This window comes from Micromonospora sp. NPDC049275 (genome assembly GCF_043197115.1).
Classification (GTDB): domain Bacteria; phylum Actinomycetota; class Actinomycetes; order Mycobacteriales; family Micromonosporaceae; genus Micromonospora.
In genome coordinates this window covers 369,440-391,387 of the sequence record NZ_JBICSN010000006.1, presented here as the reverse complement: position 1 = coordinate 391,387, position 21,948 = coordinate 369,440, and the positions used below count along the sequence as shown (strand labels likewise).

Annotated in this window: 18 protein-coding genes; 10 read left to right on the top strand and 8 right to left on the bottom strand. The window is 71.5% G+C overall.

Annotation, left to right across the window (positions count from 1 at the left end):
- Nucleotides 1-174 precede the first annotated feature (174 nt).
- Complete coding sequence (locus ACGFIE_RS21230; protein WP_393296948.1) at nucleotides 175-573, top strand: hypothetical protein; 399 nt, start codon at nucleotides 175-177, stop codon at nucleotides 571-573.
- A gap of 71 nt (nucleotides 574-644) precedes the next feature.
- On the opposite strand, the gene ACGFIE_RS21225 is transcribed toward ACGFIE_RS21230, so the two are convergent.
- Nucleotides 645-2,081, bottom strand: coding sequence for an aminotransferase class V-fold PLP-dependent enzyme (locus ACGFIE_RS21225; protein ID WP_393296946.1), 1,437 nt, complete (start codon nucleotides 2,079-2,081; stop codon nucleotides 645-647).
- On the bottom strand, nucleotides 2,071-3,816 hold the full coding sequence (locus tag ACGFIE_RS21220) for an ATP-binding cassette domain-containing protein (protein ID WP_393296944.1): 1,746 nt from the start codon (nucleotides 3,814-3,816) through the stop codon (nucleotides 2,071-2,073). The genes ACGFIE_RS21225 and ACGFIE_RS21220 overlap by 11 nt, the downstream gene beginning before the upstream one ends.
- 161 nt (nucleotides 3,817-3,977) lie before the next feature.
- Between ACGFIE_RS21220 and ACGFIE_RS21215 the strand changes: the two genes are divergently transcribed.
- The 8 genes from ACGFIE_RS21215 to ACGFIE_RS21180 all read left to right on the top strand — a co-directional run bounded on the left by ACGFIE_RS21215 (nucleotide 3,978) and on the right by ACGFIE_RS21180 (nucleotide 13,558).
- Complete coding sequence (locus ACGFIE_RS21215) at nucleotides 3,978-4,370, top strand: PPOX class F420-dependent oxidoreductase (RefSeq protein WP_393296942.1); 393 nt, start codon at nucleotides 3,978-3,980, stop codon at nucleotides 4,368-4,370.
- 82 nt (nucleotides 4,371-4,452) lie between these two features.
- Nucleotides 4,453-5,631: a glutathione-independent formaldehyde dehydrogenase gene (locus tag ACGFIE_RS21210; RefSeq protein WP_393296940.1), complete on the top strand. Its 1,179-nt coding sequence runs from the start codon at nucleotides 4,453-4,455 to the stop codon at nucleotides 5,629-5,631.
- 534 nt (nucleotides 5,632-6,165) lie between these two features.
- Complete coding sequence (gene mmsA, locus ACGFIE_RS21205) at nucleotides 6,166-7,713, top strand: multiple monosaccharide ABC transporter ATP-binding protein (protein ID WP_363688468.1); 1,548 nt, start codon at nucleotides 6,166-6,168, stop codon at nucleotides 7,711-7,713.
- Nucleotides 7,710-9,008 (top strand): multiple monosaccharide ABC transporter permease, encoded by a 1,299-nt coding sequence (mmsB, locus tag ACGFIE_RS21200; protein ID WP_363688470.1) that lies wholly within the window; start codon nucleotides 7,710-7,712, stop codon nucleotides 9,006-9,008. The genes mmsA and mmsB overlap by 4 nt, the downstream gene beginning before the upstream one ends.
- Before the next feature lie 53 nt (nucleotides 9,009-9,061).
- On the top strand, nucleotides 9,062-10,165 hold the full coding sequence (locus ACGFIE_RS21195; RefSeq protein ID WP_363688472.1) for a sugar-binding protein: 1,104 nt from the start codon (nucleotides 9,062-9,064) through the stop codon (nucleotides 10,163-10,165).
- A 111-nt stretch (nucleotides 10,166-10,276) separates the two neighbouring features.
- Nucleotides 10,277-11,539: an ROK family protein gene (locus tag ACGFIE_RS21190; protein WP_393296937.1), complete on the top strand. Its 1,263-nt coding sequence runs from the start codon at nucleotides 10,277-10,279 to the stop codon at nucleotides 11,537-11,539.
- A 220-nt stretch (nucleotides 11,540-11,759) separates the two neighbouring features.
- Nucleotides 11,760-12,728 (top strand): ATP-binding cassette domain-containing protein, encoded by a 969-nt coding sequence (locus ACGFIE_RS21185; protein ID WP_363688474.1) that lies wholly within the window; start codon nucleotides 11,760-11,762, stop codon nucleotides 12,726-12,728.
- Nucleotides 12,725-13,558 (top strand): ABC transporter permease, encoded by an 834-nt coding sequence (locus ACGFIE_RS21180; RefSeq protein ID WP_393296935.1) that lies wholly within the window; start codon nucleotides 12,725-12,727, stop codon nucleotides 13,556-13,558. Before ACGFIE_RS21185 ends, ACGFIE_RS21180 begins: the two co-directional genes overlap by 4 nt.
- Nucleotides 13,559-13,628: 70 nt before the next feature.
- Here ACGFIE_RS21180 and ACGFIE_RS21175 read toward each other — a convergent pair whose 3' ends face one another.
- The 3 genes from ACGFIE_RS21175 to ACGFIE_RS21165 are packed head-to-tail and all read right to left on the bottom strand — an operon-like array spanning nucleotide 13,629 to nucleotide 15,948.
- Entirely contained in the window at nucleotides 13,629-14,609 is a 981-nt protein-coding gene (locus ACGFIE_RS21175; RefSeq protein ID WP_363688478.1) for a transporter, read from the bottom strand.
- Nucleotides 14,606-15,496 (bottom strand): ABC transporter ATP-binding protein, encoded by an 891-nt coding sequence (locus ACGFIE_RS21170; RefSeq protein ID WP_363688480.1) that lies wholly within the window; start codon nucleotides 15,494-15,496, stop codon nucleotides 14,606-14,608. The genes ACGFIE_RS21175 and ACGFIE_RS21170 overlap by 4 nt, the downstream gene beginning before the upstream one ends.
- A gap of 44 nt (nucleotides 15,497-15,540) precedes the next feature.
- On the bottom strand, nucleotides 15,541-15,948 hold the full coding sequence (locus tag ACGFIE_RS21165; RefSeq protein WP_007457663.1) for a GntR family transcriptional regulator: 408 nt from the start codon (nucleotides 15,946-15,948) through the stop codon (nucleotides 15,541-15,543).
- A gap of 177 nt (nucleotides 15,949-16,125) precedes the next feature.
- Between ACGFIE_RS21165 and ACGFIE_RS21160 the strand changes: the two genes are divergently transcribed.
- Complete coding sequence (locus ACGFIE_RS21160) at nucleotides 16,126-17,394, top strand: Nramp family divalent metal transporter (protein WP_393296932.1); 1,269 nt, start codon at nucleotides 16,126-16,128, stop codon at nucleotides 17,392-17,394.
- A 214-nt stretch (nucleotides 17,395-17,608) separates the two neighbouring features.
- Here ACGFIE_RS21160 and ACGFIE_RS21155 read toward each other — a convergent pair whose 3' ends face one another.
- The 3 genes from ACGFIE_RS21155 to ACGFIE_RS21145 form a co-directional block, all read right to left on the bottom strand.
- Nucleotides 17,609-17,881, bottom strand: coding sequence for a hypothetical protein (locus ACGFIE_RS21155; protein WP_393296930.1), 273 nt, complete (start codon nucleotides 17,879-17,881; stop codon nucleotides 17,609-17,611).
- 66 nt (nucleotides 17,882-17,947) lie between these two features.
- Entirely contained in the window at nucleotides 17,948-20,836 is a 2,889-nt protein-coding gene (locus ACGFIE_RS21150) for a DUF5682 family protein (RefSeq protein ID WP_393296928.1), read from the bottom strand.
- A complete protein-coding gene (locus ACGFIE_RS21145) occupies nucleotides 20,833-21,945 on the bottom strand; it encodes an AAA family ATPase (RefSeq protein ID WP_363688489.1) in 1,113 nt (370 codons plus the stop codon). Before ACGFIE_RS21145 ends, ACGFIE_RS21150 begins: the two co-directional genes overlap by 4 nt.
- Between the last annotated feature and the right edge of the window lie 3 nt (nucleotides 21,946-21,948).

Genomic DNA, 21,948 nt, shown 5'->3' with positions numbered 1-21,948 from the left:
GTTTCCAATGCCGCGACGGTCCGTTACCGCCACAACACATCCCTCGATAGCTGTCGAATCGACTCTTCCTATTGCCGTGGAGCGTCCACGCGGGACAGGATGACGAGGTTCGCAGGAAACCTCCCCGTAACCTGCGTGCTGCTGGTCTCTGTCACAAGGAAGTGGGAGTCAGTCATGAGCGACGCGTCGACGGCGCTGGGTGTGCGCCTCTACCCGGACCTGGTCGAGCGGGATGGCCTGGCCCCCGCACTCATCGAGACCGCTGCCCGCCACCAGCTCGACATCGGGCGGGTGACCGCCCCCGAGCAGGGGCGCAGTCGGTTCACCTGCGCCGAGCTGCACTCCGACCAGGGTGTCGTCTGCGTCGGGCTGGGCTCGCAGGCCCGGTACTTCATGCTCGACCTGCGGTCCGCGGGGGAGGTTCTGGCGCGTGGCGACTGCATGGACCTCGTCCAGGTCGCCCAGGTGGCCGCGGCCTGGCGGGCCGGGCTGACGCTCGCCGAGCTGACCGCCCGCTTCGCGTTCATGGAGGAGATCAAGCAACGCCCCGCGTCGGTGGCGCAGACCGTCTAGCCCACGCGTACGCCACCAGCGCGGGCCGCCTGGCTCGCGGGCGCGGCGCAGGCCGTCTGCCCAGGGGCGTGTCAGCACCGCAGCCGAGGCGGCAGCGGTAGTTCGGCGCTGGCCTCCCGGTCGAGGTAGGACGCCTCGACGAAGGCCAGGAAGCGTTCCGCGTCGGAGGCGTTGGAGGCCAGGCCGAACGAGACCCGGACCGCGCCGCCGGTCGGCAACCGCAGCGCGCCGAGATAGTCGTCGATCGTGTCGACCCGGGCGAGCAGCCCGCGCCGCAACGAGGTCCCGCTGATCTCGAACGCGCCCTCACCGGCGCCCGGGTTGCAGAAGCAGCCGGTCCGCAGTGAGAAGCCTGCCGCCGCGGACTCCCGCGCGACCAGCCGCTCGTCGACCGGGGAGCCGTCCGGGCGCAGGAGGTTGAACGTCACGGTGCCGCCCCGAGCCACGCCCGTCGTCGGCCCGTACACCCGCACCAACGGTTCGCCGGTGCGGTGCCGCAGCGCGGTCAGACGGCCCAACAGCCACTCGGTGAGCAGACCGACCCGGGTGTGCACGAGGTCCACGCCTATCGAGTCGAGCCACCGCAGCCCGAACTCCACGTCCGGGATGCTCAGGAAGTTGAGCGTGCCGTCCTCGAAGGCCGACTCGTCGTCCATCGAGCGGTGCCAGTCGCCCTGCACGCTCACCGCGCGGATGGTGCCGCCGGAGAACCACGGCCGGCGCAGCCGGGCCAGCGCGTCGCGGCGGGCCAGCAGCGCGCCGATGCCGGTCGGGTAGCCGAAGAGCTTGTACCAGCTCAGGCAGACGAACTCGGGCCGGACGGACCGCAGATCCAGCCGGTTCGTCGCGGCGAACGCGGCGGCGTCCAGCAGCACGTCGTAGCCGTTCCGGTGGGCCAGCTCGACCCAGTCCAGCGGGTGCTGCACGCCGGAGAAGTTGCTCTGCGCCGGGTACGCGAACAGGCCACGGTGACCGGAGGGCCCCCGCCGCCCGGCGTCGAGCACCGTGACCAGGTCGGACTCGGCGACCCGCAGCTCCGGCCCGCTCAGCGGCACGTACCGCACCGGGGCGCCGGCCGCCCGGGCGTACTCCCGGATGCCGTTCACCGAGTTGTGGTTGTCCCAGGTCAGCGCGAACGACAGGCCCTGGCCGAAGTCGTACGCCTCGCCGACCAGTCGACAGGCGCCGCTTGCGTTAGGGGTGAAGACCACCGCGTACTCGGCCGGGTCGGCGTGGAAGAAGTCGAGCACCGCCCGCCGGGTCGACTCCACCAGCGACCCGGCCGCCGCGCTTGGGGGGCTCTCCGAGTGCGGGTTGCCGTAGAGGCTCGCCAGCAGTCGGTCGTGGTGCGCCCGCACCTGAGCCTGCGCGGTCACGCCGCTGCCTGCGTAGTCGAGGTAGACCTGGCCGTGCCGGTCGAGGTGCCGGTACTCGGTGGCCCGCAGCTCGTCGATCCGGGCGGTATCGGCGTACCCGGGCAGTGCCGCAGGGGTCTGCTCAGGACGCACGGCGGGCCTCCCGCCGCGCCAGCACCACCCAGGTCGCGGCGAGGAAGAGCAGCACGAACCCGCCGAGCACCAGCCAGTCGACCCAGACCGGCCGGGAGAAGCTGTCGCCGTACGTCTGCAGCAGCGGCGGCCCGAGCGGCGAGCCGCCGTCGCGCCACAGCCGCTCCACCCCGGCGGTGTGCCCCAACCCCTCGAACGCCCACCTGTTCGACATCGCGTAGCTGAGCCACCGGCCGCCGGCCGCCATGGCCGGCACCGGCAGGATCGCCCCGACGAACAGCACCTGCGGGAAGCACAGCATCGGCAGCATCAGCGTCGCCTGAGCGGCGTCGGAGACGGCCGCCGAGCAGAGCAGGCCGAGCGCGAGCGCGGCCGCCGAGGAGAGCAGCAGGGTCGCGTACAGGGCGGCGAAGTCGCCGCCGTCGACAGGTGGCAGCCGGTCCATGCCGCGCAGCACCCCGAGCAGCGCGAGGTCCACCAGTGCGAGCAGCGGCAGCAGCACCGCGACCTTCGCCAGCAGGTACGGGAGCAGCCGGACACCCGCCAGCCGCTCCCGACGCAGGATCGGCAACTCCGTGCAGATCTGGAGCAGCCCGTAGGTCAAACCGAAGAAGAAGCCGCCGAACGCGATCCAGAACAGGATCATCACGGTGACGGTCGGGCGGGGGTCGGCCGGGTCGAAGGCGCCGGGGCGGAACAGCAGCGCGAACATGCCGAGCACCATGAGCGGCGAGCCGAGCAGGATCGCCAGCGTGAGCCGGTTGCGGGCGACGATCTCGGCGTTGCGCCCGGCGAGAACCAGCCACTGACGCAACCGACCGACCCGCCGCGCAGTCCCGCCCCGACCGTCGGCCGGGCCCGGAGCATTCCCGTCCGGGCGGGGGCGAGCGGCGGAGGACGGGCCGGCCGGGGCAGGGTCGACGTCGGTGACGGTCGGTTCCGCATGGCGGTACGCGGCGAAGCGCTCGGGCCACCCGGCCGGGTCGGACTCCTCGTCGAGCCGCAGGTGCACCTCGGCGAGGGAGCGCAGGCCGAAGAACTCCCGGGCGGCGGCGGGCGTGCCGACGTACGCCAACCGGCCCTGGCGGGTCAGCACGACGACGCGGTCGCAACGGTCGACGTCGGTGACCTGGTGGGTGGTGAGCACGACTGTGGTCCCGGCGTCGGCGAGGGTGCGCAGCACCCGGAGCAGGTCCACGGCGATCGCCGGGTCCAGCCCCGAGGTGGGCTCGTCGAGGAAGAACACGCCGGGTCGGGTCAGTAGCTCGACGGCGATGCTGGCGCGTTTGCGCTCGCCGCCGCTGAGGCGGCCCACCGGCACGTCGGCCCGTTCGGTGAGCCGTAGGTCGGCGAGGACCTGGGCGACCCGACGGGACGCCTCGGCCGCGCCGGTTCCGGAGGGCAGCCGCAGCCGGGCCGCGTAGCGCAGGGTGCGGGCCAGCGGTAGCTCGTGGTGGATGATGTCGTCCTGCGGGACGAAGCCGACCGCGTGGGGCGCGGCGCTGCCGTCGTACGCCACGGTGCCCGCCGCCGGTCGGCGGACCCCGGCCAGCGTCTCCAGCAGGGTGGTCTTGCCGGCGCCGCTGACCCCGATGATCGCGACCAGCTCGCCCGGCGCGACGGTCAGCGAGATGTCGTCCAGGATGCGGCGTCCACCTCGGACACTCTGGCCCACGCCGTCGGCCACGATGGCGACGCCGGTACGCGATGGTGCGGCGGTCTGCTCGGTCGTCATGTCCAAGGTGCCCGATCCGGTCGGTGACATTGGTGCGCCTGACATCGTGCCTCGCCGATGCTACGTCGGAGCGGGGGCGCCGCCCGACCCCCCGATCACGACGTGCGACCGTTGCCGGGCGACCAGCGCGGGGTTGGACGCCATCGAAGAAGGACTGGCACGTGAACCTGCCCGATGACCTGCTCGCGCTGCTGCGGGCGCCGAGCACCTGCTACGTGACGACCTTGATGCCGGACGGCTCGCCGCAGCTCACCCAGACGTGGGTGGACACCGACGGCACGCACGTCCTGATCAACACGGTGGAGACCCACCAGAAGACGCGCAACGTCCGCCGGGATCCCCGGGTCGCCGTGGCGATCTCCGATCCGGACAAGCCGGGCCGCTACCACGAGGTGCGGGGTCGGGTGGTCGACAGACGCACCGAGGGCGCCGCCGCGCACATCGAGCGGTTGGCGCAGCGCTACCTCGGCGGGCCGTACCCGTGGTTCGGCGGTCGCGACCAGGTGCGGATCGTCCTCGTCATCGAGGCCGACCGGGTCCGCTCGATGGGCTGACCGGGCCGTCGGGCGGCCGACACCGGCATGAACCACCCGGCGGGGGGAAGCCGACACTCCCACCACCGGAAGGGGAGTCGGGATGAGAGCCGTCGTCTACGGGGGCGTCCGGACCGTCGCGGTGCGGGAGGTGCCCGACGCGACGCTGGAGGCCCCGACCGACGCGCTCGTGCGGGTCACCTCCACCGCGCTGTGCGGCACCGACCTGCACATGTACGACGGGCGCACCGGCGCCGACCCCGGGCTGGTGCTCGGTCACGAACCGCTGGGCGTGGTGCAGGAGGTCGGCTCGGCGGTGCAGACCGTGCGTCCGGGCACCCGCGTGGTGATCCCCACGCACCTGTTCTGCGGCACCTGCGTGATGTGCGCCCGCGGTCTCTCGGCCGCCTGCCTGCGGGCGCGGGCCGAGGGGCCGGGCGCCGCGTACGGCTACGCCGGGATGGGCCCGTACCGGGGCGCCCAGGCCGACCTGCTGCGCGTGCCGTGGGCCGACGCGAACTGCGTGCCCGTGCCGGGGGAGCCGGGTGACGCGTACGAGGACGACTTCGTGCTGCTCGCCGACGCGTTCGTCACCGGTTGGCACGCCGCGGCCACCCTCGCCGGAGTGGAGGCCGGCGACACCGTGGCGGTGTTCGGGGCCGGGACCATCGGCCTGCTCGGGGCGTACGCGGCGCTGCTGCGGGGCGCGCGGGTCGTCTACTGCGTCGACGGCGTCGACGCCCGGCTCGACAAGGCCGGCGAGATCGGGGCGGTTCCTGTCGACTTCCGCCTCGGCGATCCGGTCGAGCAGATCCGTGCCGACCGCGCGCGTGCCGGCCTGCCTCTCGGCGAGGAGAAGCTGGGCGGGATCGACCGGGTCATCGACGCGGTCGGGTTCCAGGCGCGCGACCGCGAGCGCCCCGACCAGGAGCGCCCGGACCAGGTCATCGCCGACGCGGCCCGACTGGTCAACCCGGCCGGCTCGATCGGGGTCGCCGGCGTCTACCCGGACAAGGACCTGCACCCCCGGCCCGGCGCGAGCGCCCGCGAGGATCTGGTCGCGCCGTGGGGGACGTTGTTCGGCAAGGGCGTCGCGGTCCGGTTCGGCCGTACGCACGACCGCCGCTACACAGTGCTGCTGCGGGACCTGGTCGTGGCCGGTCGCGCCCGGCCCAGCGTGATCGTGACCCACCACGGCACCCTCGCCGACGCGCCGGAGTTGTATCGCAGTTTCGACCGCCGGGAGAACGGGGTGATCAAGGCGGTGCTGCGCCCGAGCTGAGAGGCCGGCGCACAGTGCTCTTTGGGGCCCGATCCACACTTAAGGGGCGTTCAGCCGTCGAGCCGTTCGCTGGTGGCGGGCGCGACCCGATGACCGCCGTCGATCCTGCCGCCGGAAAGAGGCGCGGGTCACACCCGTAGCCGAGGGTGGTCGTCGTGCCCTCGGCGCAGTGCCGGCGGTGTCGCTTGATCAAGACTTGCCGATAGTTTCGTACTCGCGGGTAGGCTTGCCGTCGTCGGGCCGCGCCGGATCATCCCTGGTGGTGGGCCTGATGGCAGCGACCAAAGCTGATCATGGTGCGGCAGCGCATTTGACAACGTTGCCACCGACAGGCCATGGTGCCAGGAGGGGCTGCGGGGGCGGCCGTGACGGGCGAATACTCTGCTTCGTCTATATTGCCGGATTGTTACATTTTCAACAGTCCCTCGCCTTGCGGATGGCCTGCTCACCGCAATACGTTGCCGTCAACAACAAAACCAAGTGAAGGTTCAACCTTCCGGAGGCAACGATGACGTTGGCGAGGTGGAACGAGCGATGAACGACGTGCCCACCCTCCTTGAGATGCGCTCCATCACCAAGGAGTTCCCCGGAGTCAAGGCCCTCTCCGACGTCAACCTGGTGGTTCGCGCCGGCGAGATCCATGCCATCTGCGGCGAGAACGGTGCGGGCAAGTCCACGCTGATGAAGGTCCTCAGCGGGGTCTACCCGTACGGAAGCTACGACGGCCAGATCATCTACCAGGGGTCGGAGAGCAAGTTCTCCGACATCCGGGCCAGTGAGAACGCCGGAATCGTGATCATCCACCAGGAGTTGGCGCTCATCCCGGGCATGTCGATCGCCGAGAACATCTTCCTCGGCAACGAGCCGCGCAAGCGGGGCGCGATCGACTGGAAGGCCGCGAACCGGATGGCGCTCGACCTGATGGCCCGGGTCGGTCTCCAGGAGGACCCGGACACCCTGATCAAGGACATCGGTGTCGGCAAGCAGCAGCTCGTGGAGATCGCCAAGGCGTTCGCCAAGGACGTGAAGCTGCTGATCCTGGACGAGCCGACGGCCGCGCTGAACGAGGCGGACTCCAAGCACCTGCTGGACCTGCTGCGCGGCTTCCGCTCCCGCGGCATCACCTCGATCATGATCTCGCACAAGCTGAACGAGATCGAGGCGATCGCCGACCAGATCACCATCCTGCGCGACGGCCGGACGGTGGAGACCCTCGACGTCAAGGCGGACGGGGTCGACGAGGACCGGATCGTGCGGGGGATGGTCGGCCGTGAACTGAGCAGTCGGTTCCCGGACCACACCCCGAAGATCGGTGACGTCTTCTTCGAGGTCCGCAACTGGAACGTCCGGCACCCGATCTCGGCCGACCGCCAGGTCTGCAAGAACGAGAGCTTCGTGGTGCGCCGCGGCGAGATCGTCGGCTTCGCCGGTCTGATGGGCGCGGGCCGCACGGAACTCGCGATGAGCGTCTTCGGCCGCTCCTACGGGGTGTACGAGTCGGGCACGATCATCAAGGACGGCAAGGAGATCGTCCTGAAGTCGGTCGCGGATGCGATCGACAACGGGCTCGCGTACGTCAGCGAGGACCGCAAGGCGATCGGCCTCAACCTGCTCGACGACATCAAGACGTCGACGGTGGCCGCCAAGCTGTCCAAGATCCGGCACCGTGGCGTCCTGAACGAGGTCGAGGAGTACCAGGCGGCCGAGGCGTACCGCAAGGAGTTGCGGACCAAGGCCCCGACTGTCGACGAGGGCGTCTCCAAGCTCTCCGGCGGCAACCAGCAGAAGGTCGTGCTGGCGAAGTGGATGTTCACCGACCCGGACCTGCTGATCCTCGACGAGCCGACGCGCGGCATCGACGTGGGTGCCAAGTACGAGATCTACGGCATCATCCAGCGGCTCGCCGACCAGGGGAAGGGCGTCGTCGTCATCTCCTCGGAGCTGCCTGAGCTGATCGGGCTCTGCGACCGCATCTACACCGTGTTCGAAGGCGCCATCACGGGCGAGATCGCCCGGGCCGACGCCACCCCGGAAAACCTCATGAAGCAGATGACCTCGACGAAGAAGTTGGCCTCCCGATGAGCCGTATCAAGGACCTTCAGAAGAATCTGTTTGGAGGTACGACCTCCAACGCGCGCCAGTTCGGGATGATCTTCACCCTGGTGGCGATCGTCCTGATCTTCCAGATCTGGACCAACGGGCTGACGCTGCGCTCGGACAACCTGATCGCGCTGTTCCAGCAGAACTCGTACATCCTGATCCTGGCCATCGGCATGCTCATGGTGATCGTCGCCGGGCACATCGACCTGTCGGTCGGCTCGGTCGCGGCCTTCACCGGCATCCTGGTCGCCAAGTCGATGACCGAGTGGGACCTGCCGTGGCCCGCCGCCATCGTGTTCGGTCTCGCCATCGGCGCGGTGATCGGCGCCTGGCAGGGGTTCTGGGTGGCCTACATCGGGGTGCCGGCGTTCATCGTCACCCTGGCCGGCATGCTGCTGTTCCGCGGTGGCAACCAGTTCATCGGCAACGCGCAGAGCATCCCGGTGCCGGAGGGCTTCCGGGACATCGGCTCCGGGTTCCTGCCCGAGTTCGGCCCGGACACCGGCTACAACAACGCGACGCTGCTGCTCGGCCTGGCCGCCGCGGTGGCGGTGGTGTGGCGCGAGCTCCAGGCCCGTAAGACCCGTCGGGCCATGGACGCCGACCCGGCGCCCATGTGGGTCTCGATCCTGCGGATGGCCATCATGGTCGGGGTCATCGCCTTCGCCACCCTGCGCTTCGCCAGCGGTCGCGTCGGCACCAGCTTCCCGATCTCCGGCATCATCCTGCTGGTCCTGGTGATCGCGTACTCCTTCTACACCCGCAACACGGCCGGTGGCCGACACATCTACGCGGTGGGTGGCAACTCCCGGGCGGCCGAGCTGTCCGGCGTGAAGCTCAAGCGGGTCAACTTCTTCGTCATGATGAACATGTCCGTCCTGGCCGCGCTGGCCGGCATGATCTTCGTGGCCCGTTCGGCGGCCTCCGGCCCGCAGGACGGCAACGGCTGGGAGTTGGACGCCATCGCCGCGGTCTTCATCGGTGGCGCGGCAGTCGCCGGCGGTATCGGCACCATCAGCGGGTCGATCGTCGGTGGTCTCGTCATGGCCGTGCTCAACAACGGCCTCCAGCTCGAGGGCGTGGGCACCGACAAGGTCCAGATCATCAAGGGCCTGGTCCTGCTGCTGGCCGTCGCGGTCGACGTCTACAACAAGAGCCAGGGGCGCTTCTCCATCATCGGGAGCCTGATGCGGCCGTTCCGCCGCGAGGACTCCGTTCCACCCGCCTCCCCGCCGGACGCGGAGCGCGAGCCCGCCAAGGCAGCGGTGTCCAGCTGACGGTCACCGACCCTCACCACCCCGTTACACATCCAGAAAGGCAAGTCCTCACCATGCGTAAATTCTTCGGCACGTCGGTGGTCGCTGTCGGCGCCGCCGCCATGCTGGCCCTCGCCGGTTGCGGCTCCGGCCGTGACGGTGACTCCGACGCCAAGGGCGGCGACGCCAAGGGCTTCGCGGCCAACTCGCTGATCGGCGTGGCCCTGCCGGCCAAGACCTCCGAGAACTGGGTCCTCGCCGGTGACCTGTTCACCAACGGCCTCAAGGAGGCCGGCTTCCAGGGTGACGTGCAGTACGCCGGCGCGTCGACCACTGTCGCCGACCAGCAGGCCCAGATCACCGCCATGGTGACCAAGGGCGCCAAGGTCATCGTCATCGGCGCGACCGACGCCGCGCAGCTGTCGACCCAGGTCGCGGCGGCCCACCAGGCCGGCGTGAAGGTCATCGCGTACGACCGGCTCATCAAGAACACGCCGGACCTCGACTACTACGTCGCGTTCGACAACTTCAAGGTCGGCCAGCTCCAGGGCCAGGCCCTGCTGGACGGCATGAAGGCCAAGAAGCCGAACGGCCCGTACAACATCGAGCTCTTCTCCGGCTCGCCGGACGACAACAACGCCGGTGTCTTCTTCGACGGCGCGATGAGCGTGCTCAAGCCGGAGATCGACAAGGGCAACGTCGTCGTCGCCTCGGGTCAGAAGGACGTCAAGCAGACTGCCATCCAGGGCTGGAAGGCCGAGGGTGCGCAGGCCCGCATGGACCAGCTGCTGACCTCGACCTACGGCACCAAGCCGCTCGACGGCGTCCTCTCCCCGAACGACACCCTGGCCCGCGCCATCCTGACCTCGGTCAAGGGCGCTGGCAAGCAGATCCCGGTCGTCACCGGCCAGGACTCCGAGGTGGAGTCGGTCAAGTCGATCGTCAAGGGCGAGCAGTACATGACGATCAACAAGGACACCCGCAACCTGGTGAAGGAGACCATCAACATGGTCAAGGCTCTCCAGGCCGGTAACGCCCCGCAGGTGAACGACACCAAGTCCTACAACAACGGCAGCAAGGTCGTGGACACGTTCCTGCTCCCGCCGGTCGCCGTCACCAAGGCGAACGCGGCCGAGGCGTACGCGAACGACCCGAAGCTCGCGCCGCTCACCAAGTAATCACCGCGCGGTAGGCAGCAACGCCGATGGGTCCCGGATCTCCTCTTCCGGGACCCATCGTCGTCCGCGCCGCCCCGCCCACCCGGCACCGATCCGGAAGGAGGTCTGACCGTGGAGACACCCGTACGGTCCAGGCCAGCCGGCGCCGGCCGTAACCCCGACTCCCCGCTGCCCCCGGTCCCCGGCGCGAGCCAGGAGGAGATCCGACGGCAGAACCTCGGCGCCGTGCTGCGCTACGTGCACCTGCACGGGCCGACGTCACGGGCCGAGCTGACCAGCCGCCTCGGCCTCAACCGCAGCACCATCGGCGCACTCGCCGCCGACCTGACCGCCAGCGGCCTCGTCACCGAGGAGGCGCCGACCACCGCTCGGCGGGCCGGCCGCCCCTCCCTCGTGGTCAGCCCCCGCTCCGACCGGGTCTACGCACACGCGCTCAGCATCGACGCGGACCGGCTGCGGGCGGCCCGGGTCGGCCTCGGCGGTCGCATCCTCGACAGGCGCGAGGCCGCCCGGCCCGGAGGCATGTCGGCGGTCGACGCCGTCGGCCCGCTCGCCGACCTGGTCCGCGACATGGAGCGCGGCGTCGCCTCCGACGCGCTGCTGGTCGGGGGAGCGGTGGCCGTCACCGACACCACCCGCGACGCGGACGGCACGCTCCGGATCGTCGGCGTCGACGAGGGCCTCAGCGTGGCACTCGATGCCGAACTGACCGCCGGGCCGGGTTTCGTGGCCGGCGACCTCGCCGACATCGCGGGCCTGGCCGAGCACATCCGGGGCGTCGCCCCGGGCATCGACGACCTCATTTACCTGCACGGCGACCTGGGCATCAGCGCCGGCATCGTCGTCGGCGGCCGATTGATGATCGGGCACCGGGGCCACAGCGGCAAGGTCGGCCACATGGTCGTCAACCCGAACGGGCTGCCGTGCGGCTGCGGCTCACGTGGCTGCTGGGAGACCGAGATCGGTGAGGCCGCGCTCCTGCGGCACGCCGGCCGCGACCCCGACGACCGCGCCGCCGTGACCGAGGTGCTGCGCGCGGCGGCGGACGGCGATCCGACCGCCCTGCGGGCCGTCGAGCAGGTCGCCGACTGGCTCGGCTTCGGCGTCGCCAACCTGGTAAACGTGGTCAATCCCGACGCCGTGGTGTTCGGTGGCTCGCTGCGCGACATCTTCATCGCCGGCGTGGACACGGTACGGCGGCGGCTGGACGCCATGCCGCTGCCCGCCTCCCGCGAGCACCTCCGGCTGCGCGCGGCGGCGCTCGGCCGCGACGCCGTCCTGATCGGCGCCGCCGAGCTGGCGTTCGACAAACTCCTGGCCGATCCGCTCAACGTCGGCGTCGTGGGCCAGCCGGGGGCTGCCGAGCCGGCGTAGCCGTGGGGTGGTCCCCGGCTCAACCCCGGCCTCCGCGCGGTCTGGTCTTCTTCGTCGCGTTGGTCCCCCTGCTCGGGGTTGCCGGTCTGCACGCCTCGCCCCGATAGCACCGCCCCCTGAATCCGTCGGTTGGGCCCGCCCGATCGAGGACGGCCATTGCCGTACATGCTGCCGTACAATGTACGACAGCAGTGGGCTGATGGCGGAGAGGGAGGGCGGCATGACGAGTGGTGACGCGATAGTGGCGGAAGGGCTGCGCAAGCGCTACCGGGACCGGGACGCGCTCAACGGCTTCGATCTGCGGGTGCGCCCGGGCGAGGTGTGTGGCCTGCTCGGCCCGAACGGTGCGGGCAAGACCACCTCGGTGCGGATCCTGTCCACCCTGCTCCGTCCGGACGGGGGTCGGGCCGAGGTCGCCGGGTTCGACGTGACCCGCCAGCCCGACCAGGTGCGCTACCGCATCGGGCTGGTGGGGCAGCACCCCGCGTTGGACGAGGCGCTCAGCGGCCGGCAGAACCTGGTCCTCTTCGGTGGACTGTTCCATTTGGGCCGCCACCGGGCCCGACGACGGGCGGACGAGCTGATGGAGCGGTTCGGCCTCGTCGAGGCGGGCGGGCAGCCGGTCACGTCGTACTCCGGGGGCATGCGCAGGCGGCTCGACCTGGCCGCCGGGATGATCCTGGCCCCCGCGGTGCTCTTCCTCGACGAGCCGACGACGGGGCTGGACCCGCGCGGCCGCAACGAGGTGTGGGAGTCCGTCCGGGAGTTGGCGCGCGCCGGCACCACAGTCCTGCTCACCACTCAGCACCTGGACGAGGCCGACCAGTTGGCCGACCGGATCTCGGTCGTCGACGCCGGCCGGGTGATCGCCGAGGGCACTCCGGACGACCTCAAGGACCGGCTCGGCGGTGACCGCATCGACATGGTCGTCGCGGATCCCGCCGACATCGCCGCCGCCGTCGCCCAGGTGCGTCAGGTGGCCGGTGCGGACCCGACGGTCGACCCGGACCGACGGTCGGTGAGCGTCCAGGTCGGGCACCAGCCCGGCGCGCTCGTCGAGGTGCTGCGGGCGCTCGACGCCGCGCGGATCCCGATCGCCGACGTCGCGCTTCGCCGTCCCACGCTGGACGAGGTGTTCCTGCACCTGACCGGCCACGGGGCGCCGGTCGCCGAGGGGGCCGCCGCATGAGCGCCCCGACCGTCGCGGCGCTCCCGCCGGTGGACCTGACGCCCGGGCGTCCCACCCTTCTGGCCGACAGCAGCACGCTGACCTGGCGCGGCCTCGCGCGTTGGCGCCGCGATCCCGGGCCGCTGATCGCCTCGCTCGGCTTCAACATCCTGATCGTGCTGATGTTCGCGTACCTGTTCGGCGGCGCGTTGCAGGTGCCCGGCGGCGGCAGCTACCGCGAGTTCCTGATGCCCGGCATCTTCGTGATGACGATGGTGTTCGGCATCAGCCTGACCACGACCGCCGTCGCCGAGGACCTGGACCGTGGGGTGACCGACCGGCTCCGGTCGATGCCCGTCTCGCCGCTGGCCCCGCTTGTCGCCCGTGCGGTGGCCGACATGCTGTTCGCCCTGGTCACCCTCGCGGTGCTGCTGCTCACCGGTCTCGCGATCGGTTGGCGGTCACACGGCGGCGCCGGTGCCACCCTGGGCGCCGTGGGCCTGATCCTGCTGTTGCGGTTCGCACTGGTCTGGGTCGGCATCTTCCTCGGCCTGGTCACCCGGGGTCAGACGGCCGTGGTCGCCGTACAGACCCTGGAGTTTCCGCTGGGCTTCCTGTCCAACGCGTTCGTCGCACCGTCCACCATGCCCGCCTGGCTCGGTGCGGTGGCTGCGTGGAACCCGTTGTCGGCGACCGTCGGTGCCGCCCGGGAACTGTTCGGCAACCCCGGCTGGACCGGTGAGTCGTGGGCGGCGCAGCACTACCCGTGGCTGGCGGTGGTCTGGCCGATCGTGCTGGTGGGGATCTTCCTGCCGCTCTCGGTCACCCGGTACCGACGACTGGGCCGCTGAGGCCGCCGAGGGCGTGCGCTGACTGGTGATCGCCGGGGCCCCCGTGGCTCCGGCGATCACCAGTCGTCGGCTACGCGATCCGACGCACCCGGCGGATGGCGAGGTAGAGCAGGAGCACGGCCAGGGCGACGAAGATGCCCGTCTCGATCCACTGGAACAGCCAGAACCGGTCCGCCGGCTGGTACAGCTCCCAGTTGTACGCGCCCGGCTTGAGACCCAGCTCGGCGCCGCAGACCCGACCTTCCGGCCCCTTGCCACCCGGCGCACACTGGATCCTGGTGTTCTCCGCCGCCATCGTTCCGTCGGGGTTGCGGATTCCCACGGCGAGAACCCAGTTGCCCCGGTCTCCCTCCGGTATCCCGGGTCCCTCGATCGGGAAGGTCTGGGTGCGGGCGGGCTGGTAGTGCGGTCGGGCCAGCATCTCCACCGCTGCCCGTACGCCGATGAACCCGGCCAGGGTGATGCCCATGGCGGGCAGCATCCGCTTGAAGATGGTGCCGGCGAAGATGCCGAGCGCCACGGCGAAGAGGGTGTAGCCGATCGGCACGATGCCCTGCAGATCGAAGACGATCACGCCGAGTCGGCCCTCGTGCGCGGCCTTGGTGAGTGGGTCGACCCACCACGACACACCCAGTCCGTAGCCTGCCGCGAGGAGGACGACGGCCCCGCCGACCAGCCCGAACTTCACCAGGGCCCAGTGGGTGCGGCCGACGCCCTGGGTCCAGACGAACCGGTGCGTGCCCTGCTCCACCTCGCGAGCGACGAGCGGTGCGCCCCAGAACAGGCCGACCAGCACCGGCAGCGTGATCAGCAGCACCGCCACCAGGTTCAGGCTGTCGTACCTGTCGCTGAAACGGCTGAGGCTCATGTCGCAGGTCCGCGCGGCGGCCTCGTCGAGGGCGGACGGGCGTAAGCACTCCGCCAGCCCGAGGTCGGCGAAGGTGTGCCGCATCGACAGGCCGATCGGCACCAGCACGGCGGCGAGCACCGCCAACCCCAGGAGGGTGTAGAACGCCAGCTTGCGGTGTTGCCGCCAGGTCAGCCAGATCATGCCGCCACTCCCCACTCGCTGTGACTGGTCTGCGTGACGCCGTCGGCCAGGTAGGCCAGGACGATGTCCTCCAGGCTGACGTCGCGTACCGCCCAGGCGGGGTCGGAGACCGGCCCGTCGGTGCGGACCAGCAGCGTGGACTGCCGGTCGGTGTGGCTGGCCCGGACGACGTGCGCGACGCCGCCGATCGGAGCGCCGTCGTGCCGTGGACCGACGAGCTGGCGGTGGGCCGCCACCAGGTCGTCGACCGAGCCGGTGAGCTGCACCTGGGCGGCGTTGAGCACGATCAGGTAGTCGCAGACGCGCTCCAGGTCGGCCAGCAGGTGCGAGGAGAGCAGGACTGTGGTCCCGGAGTCCGCGACGCTGCCCATCAGCGACTGGAGGAACTCCCGTCGGGCCAGCGGATCGAGGCTGGCCACCGGCTCGTCGAGCAGCAGCAGTCGGGGTTGCTTGGCCAGTGCCAGAGCGAGCGCCACCTGGGCCCGCTGCCCGCCGGACAGCTTGCCGACGGGCTTGTCGGGCGGAATGCCGAGCTGCGCCAGCCGGGTCCGGGCCAGCGTGGCGTCCCACCGCCTGTTCAGCTTGCCGCCGGCGACGACCAGCTCGGCGGCGGTGAAGTCCCGGTAGAGCGGGGTGTCCTGGGCGACGAACCCGATGTCGGCCAGCCCTTCCGTGTCGCCGTACGGCGACCTGCCGAACACCCGCACCGCGCCCTCGTCGGGCTTGAGCAGCCCGACGGCCAGGTGCAGCAGTGTGCTCTTGCCGGCGCCGTTGGGCCCGACCAGCGCGGCGATGCGGCCCGCAGGCAGGTGCAGCGAACAGTCCCGTAGCGCCCACGTCCTGCCGTACCGCTTGCCCAGCCGGTCGGCCTCCAAGACCATGTCCATCCTCTGTCCTCTCGTCGCGCCGCGTGCTCGCTGCGCTCGCCCGCTCACGCGGGCTCCTTCTGTGGGGTGTCGTCGGTGAGGGTGGCGCGCAGCGTGGTCTCCACCAGGGCGACGACGTCCTCGGCCGTGAGGCCGGCGGCCTGCGCCCGGTGCAGCCACGCCACGAGGTCGTCGCGCAGCTCGGCCTGGTTGGGCAGGGACGCGCCGGCCAGGGTGCGCTGCACGAACGTGCCCACCCCCGGTCGGCCGCCGACCAGACCCTCGATCTCCAGCTCCCGGTACGCCTTGAGCACCGTGTTCGGGTTGATCGCCAGTGACTGGGCGACGTCCCGGACCTTCGGCAGCTGGTCGCCGGGTGCGAGCAGGCCGACCCGCAGCGCCTGCTTCACCTGCTGCACGAGCTGCATGTAGGTGTTCACCTTCGACCGGCTGTCCAGCACGAACTCGATCACTCGTGATGATCCTTCCTGTTGTCCTACGACAGTAGGACTAATAGACAGCTTGGTGCGGAGCGCGTCCGCTGTCAAGCGGCTGTCCGCCCTGGCACCCCCGGGCCAGGGATTGGCACCGACGGGTCAACCGCCCGGGAAGGACACAGGCACGCGATCCCTGCGAGGGGAAGGTGCTCGATGGTCACCAACGAACTCACGACGCCGACGGCGACGCCGCTGCAGGTCGCCCGCGCCCGGGGCCGCGTACGCGGGCGGCTGATCCTGCTCGGCCCGGCGTTCGTCGCGGCCGTCGCGTACGTCGACCCGGGCAACTTCGCCACCAACTCGGCCGCCGGCGCCCGCTACGGCTACCTGCTCGTCTGGGTAGTGGTCGTGGCCAACCTGATGGCCATGCTGGTGCAGACCCTCACCGCCAAGCTGGGCCTGGCCACCGGCCGCAGCCTGCCCGAGCTGTGCCGCGAGCGCCTGCCCCGCCCGGTGAACCGGCTGATGTGGGTGCAGGCCGAACTCGTCGCGATGGCCACCGACCTGGCCGAGGTGATCGGTGGCGCGGTGGCCCTGTACCTCCTCTTCGGCACTCCACTGCTGCCCGGCGGGCTCATCATCGGCGGCGCCGCGTTCGTCGTGCTCGCCTTGCGCTCGCGCGGGTTCCGCGCGTTCGAGATCGCCATCGCCGTGCTGCTCGGCGTCATAGTCCTGGCCTTCGCGGCCAACCTGCTCGCCGCAGGCTCCGATCCGGGCTCCGCGATGGCCGGCCTGGTACCCCGGCTCCAGGGCACCGACAGCGTGCTGCTGGCCGCAGGGATCCTCGGCGCCACGGTCATGCCGCACGTCATCTACGTACACTCCGCGCTGACCCGTGACCGCATCCCCGCGACTGACGACGCCGAGCGCCGTACCCTCTTCCGCGGCCAGCGCACCGACGTGCTGCTGGCCCTGACGGCGGCCGGCGCGGTAAACCTCGCCATGCTGCTGATCGCCGCGGCCAGCTTCCGGGGCGGCGGCCCGGTGGGCGCCGACAGCCTGGAGGGGGTGCACGCCGGCCTCGGTCAGAGCATCGGCACCGCCGCCGCGTTCGGGTTCGCGGTTGCCCTGCTGGTCTCCGGGCTCGCCTCCACAAGCGTCGGCACCTACGCCGGCGAAGTGATCATGCAGGGATTCCTGCGCCGTCGGGTCCCGCTGCTGCTACGTCGGCTGGTCACCCTCGCGCCCGCGCTGGCCGTGCTCGCCATCGGCCTCGACCCCACCCGAGCACTGGTGCTGTCGCAGGTCATCCTCAGCTTCGGCATCCCGTTCGCGCTGATCCCGGTGGTCGCCTTCACCCGCCGCCGCGACCTCATGGGCAACCTCGTCAACCACCCGCTCACCACCGCCGCAGCGGCCCTGGTGGCCGTCCTCGTCGTCGCGCTCAACGCGTTCCTGCTGTGGCAGGTCGTCACCGGCTGAGCCGGTTGGTCGGCGCTGCCGGCTGAGCGGGCTGGTCGGCGCTGCCGGCTGAGCCGGTCGGCCCGGACGCGATCCACCCGCCGGGGGGGGGGGGGGGGGGGGGGGGGGGGGGGGGGGCGGGGGGGGGGGGGGGGGGGGGCGGGGGGGGGGCGGGGGGGGCCCCGCCCCCCCCCCCCCCGCGGGGGGGGGCGGGGGGGGCCCCCCCCCGGCGCGCTCAGGTGCGGCGGCCCTCGTCGCGTGTGGGGATTTCCTGACGCTGCTCGAGGGCGTCCGCCGGGTTGGCGTCGGCCGGCAGCGACGTGACCTCCTCGAGCGTGCCCGCCGGCAGGGCGCCCTGCTCGGCCAGGTCGGCCTCGGACGCCTCCGGGTCGACGTCGCCCGACATCCGGTCCGGCGGACCGACGTCGAACGCGTCCTGCCGCTGCTCGGCGGCGTCCGCCTCCGGAGGAGGGAACGGGTCGCCCTGATCATCCTGGTATGTGCTCATCGAAGGCCTCCTGCCCGGCGGGTGTCGACATGCCGCCGGGCCGCTGCCTACCCGCGGTCGTCGCGCTCACGCCTGGCCCACCACCCGCGCGGCGATCGCCTCGAGCGTGTCGGGATGCGTCGCCAACAGCGCGGCCACACCGCCCGGGTCGGCCACGTCGCCCGGGTCGGCCACGCCGCCCGGGTCGGCCGGGGCGTCGGTGACCGGAAGCCACCCGCCGTCGTGTCCGAGCAGTGCGGCGATCGCGTCGACCGCCTCCGGATGCGCGGCGAGGAGGACGCCCACCCGCCGTCGTGGCGCGGCGACGACGCGCTTGTCGCCCGCCCCCGGCCGAGGCGGGGACGCGACCCACGGCGGCACCCAGGAATCCAGCTCCGGAAGCGCCTCCGGGAAGGTGCGCCCCGCCTCACGGATCAGCAGCGGGACGAGCTCCGGCCCCTGGTCCCGCAGTGTCGTGATCAGGGTCGGCAGCCACGGCAGCAGCACCGGGTCGGGTAGCCGGGCGAAGGCCGTGGACATCGTCTCGACGACGAACGGCGCCAGCGTGGGCACCGGTTCCAGCGCGTGCACGAACCCGGCCAGATACTGCGGGAAGGCCGGGACCACCAGCGGGTTGGCCAGCAGCTCGGCACACCGGGCCCGCAGGTCGGCCAGCGGCAGCAGGCCGAGCTGGTGTTGGCCGGCCCAGAGCAGGGCGACCTTCGCCGGCGCCGTCGGGTGGGACTGCCCGACGGCCAACTCCAACTGGGACCTGTCGCAGCCCAGCGACAGCGCCAGACCCTCCATGGAGAACAGGAAGCCGAGCATCGCCCCGACCTGCCGGACCCCCGTCTCCTCGGCGGCGATGGCGGTCGGCAGCAGGGTGCAGTAGTGCGCGTACCCGGTGGTCACGAACGCCGCGCACCAGGGCGGAAGGGTCGGCGCGGTGGCCCGGTAGTGGGCCAGCAGGCGCCGGATGCGGCGCAGCACGTCCGGGGCGTCGTCGACGGTGCGCTCGGCGGCGAGCAGGTCCACCGCACGCGCCCCCAACTCGTCGACCAGGCGGGGACTGTCGAGCAGCCGGATGGCGTCCTCGACCGCGGCCAGCGCGCCCGAGGCGGTGGCGTCGGGGCCGCGTACCGCCCGCCGCAGTCGCTGCTCCAGGACCTGCTCGACTGTCACGCCCTCGTAGCCCAGCTCGATCAGCGCCCGCTGGTGGCGGCCGAGCGCCAGGTCCCAGCTCTCCTGGACCGAGCGGTGCCCGAGCCGCCGCTCGCCCATGATCGGGCGGACCGCGGCCGGTGGCAGCAGGTGCCGCAGGATCCACAGCAGGTCCGAGCAGCGGCCCAGCTCCGGCTGGGCGGCCAGATCCAGCAGCGCTCGCTGCACCGTCCGCTTCTCCAGGGCCAGGCCGAGTGGCTGGAGCCGATCGAGCACGTCACGGGCCAGCGGCGGCAGCGCGTCGTAGCCGACCTGACCGATCCGGTCGCCGCCCAGCAGGATCTCGCAGAGCCGCCGGACGTCGCGCCGGCCGGGCACCACGTCCTTCTCGATACAGGTGACCGCCGCGTCGGCGAAGTCGTACGGGGTGGGTCGGGCACGGTTGCGAAGGCCGGCCAGCAGGACCGAGGTCTCGAAGACGGCGATCGCGTCGGCGGTGCTGGCCAGGTATCCGTTGCGCCGGGCCAGCCGGACGATGTCCACGCACCAGCCGCGCAGCTCCGCCTCGTCCAGGCCGTCCAGGTCGGGCGCCGCGGCGAGGAAGCCGGTGAGCCGGTCGCTGACCGGCCCGGCGGGGGAGGGCGCCGTGGTGGTCCGGCCCCGCCGCCCCCGGCTGGTCGCGGTGCGCTGGCCGTCCAGCCGGTACGGGGACAGCCCGTGTCTGCTCACCGCCTTCGTCCAGGTCGCCGCCGCGATCGACACCGAGCCCGGCGCCAGCCCGAACTGGGCCTCGATCGCGGAGTGGCTGGACGGGATCAGCCCGTACCGCCAGCGGGTGTCGGTGCGCGGCGTGATCTCGAAGTCGGCCGCTGTGGAGTCCAGACCGAACTGCTCGACCCGGCTGGCGGCGTGGAACGCGCCGCAGACGTAGAGGCAGTCGGCCGGATCGACGCCGGAGGTGGCGAGGTGCTGACGCATCCGCGTCCACATGTACCGCTCGCGGTCCTCGTCGCGGTCCAGCCGATCCTCACCGGTCGGGCGCAGCCGCCGGAACAGGCTGCCGATCAGCACCATCACCTGCCGGTAGGTGTCGTGGTCGGCGTCGGCCAGCGGCCGTTCCACGTACTGGTCCCACCATTCCGACCAGTGCCGCACCTTGCCGTGGTGCAGCAGGTACGCCTCCAACTCCGCGAACCCGGGACGCAGGTCGCCGATCTCCACCCCGACGGCGTCGCCGTGCAGCCCGGACTCCTCGCCGGTGGCAGCCGGCCCGGCCGCGCCGCTTCCGTCGGCCGGCCCGGCCGCGCCGCTCCCGTCGGTCTGCTGGTGACGCGGTGACCACTGGAAGACGTGGTCGGTGGAGCGGTCCACCAGCACCAGCTCCACACCGGGAGTCTCCAGCGCGTACGCGATGGCCTGGTACTCCGCCGACGCCTCGGTGACCGGCGCGACGACACTGAGCGGCCCCCAGTCGGCCGGAAAGCCGGACAGCTCCGACGCGAACGCCTGCACCGCGACGGGCAGACGGCAGTTGCGCAGCTCGCCGAGCAGTGGCTGGAGATCTTCGCACAGCTCCAGGTAGATCACCCGGGGCTGCTTGGCCCGCAGCCGGCGCACCATGGCCAGCGCGGACGCCGGCGAGTGGTGGCAGACCGGGAAGATCTCCAGTCGCTCGCCGAGCGCCCGGTCGACGTCGTCGACGATGCCGGCGAGGATCGCGCCGAGCGCGTCGGCGGAGCCCGTGAACGCGGCCGCCGCGTCGGTCAGCTGCCCGCGGAGCGCGCCGAACGGGCCGGCGACGGTGGACACGGTCACGACAGGGACGCGATCGCCTGACGACCGCCGTCGAGGAAGCCCGCCCACCCGTCGTCGTCCTTGCGGGCCCGAGGCTCCACCACGCCGTGCAGGTACTTGTTGAGAATCGCCAGGTCCTCCGGGCTGCGCCGGGCCAGCGAACCGACAAGTGAGCCGGCGAGCGTCGCCGCGCGCAGCGTTTGGTCGCCGAAGAACTGGCTGTGCAGGATCGCGTCCTCCAGCACACCGATCTGTTCGGCGGTGGACAGCGCCGACTCCAATTTCTCGTCGTCGCTTGTCGCGGCGGCGGCGCCGGCGCGCAGGTCGGCGAAGCTCTGCAACAGGATGTCCAGGAGGGTGGGCGGCACGTCCAGCTCGATCTGGTGCCGACGCAGCAGCTCCTCGGTGCGGAACCGGACGATCTCCGCCTCGCTGCGCTTGTTTGTCACCACCGGAATCCGCACGAAGTTGAACCGCCGCTTGAGAGCCGAGGACAGGTCGTTGACGCCCCGGTCCCGGCTGTTCGCGGTCGCGATGATCGAGAAACCGGGTTGGGCGAAGACGATGTTGTCCTGGTCCAGCTCGGGGATGGCGACGTACTTCTCGGACAGGATCGAGATCAGCGCGTCCTGCACATCGCTTGTGGAGCGGGTCAGCTCCTCGAAACGCCCGACGACGCCACGCTCCATCGCCGTCATGATCGGCGACGGGATCATCGACTCGCGGGACTGACCCTTGGCGATCACCATGGAGACGTTCCACGAGTACTTGATGTGGTCCTCAGTCGTGCCCGCGGTGCCCTGCACGACAAGTGTCGAGTTGCGGCAGATCGCGGCGGCCAGCAGCTCGGCCAGCCAGCTCTTGCCGGTGCCGGGATCGCCGATCAGCAACAGGCCCCGGTCCGAGGCAAGGGTGACGATGGCCCGTTCGACGAAGCTGCGGTCGCCGAACCACTTCTGCGGGATCTCCCGGGACAGGCCGTCGGCCCGCTCCGAGCCGAGGACGAACAGCCGGACCATGCGCGGGCTCAGTCGCCACGAGAACGGCTTCGGGCCGGTGTCGACCGACTCCAGGAAATCCAGCTCGTCGGCGTACGTGACCTCGGCGGGGGCGCGCAGCATCTCGGACATGAG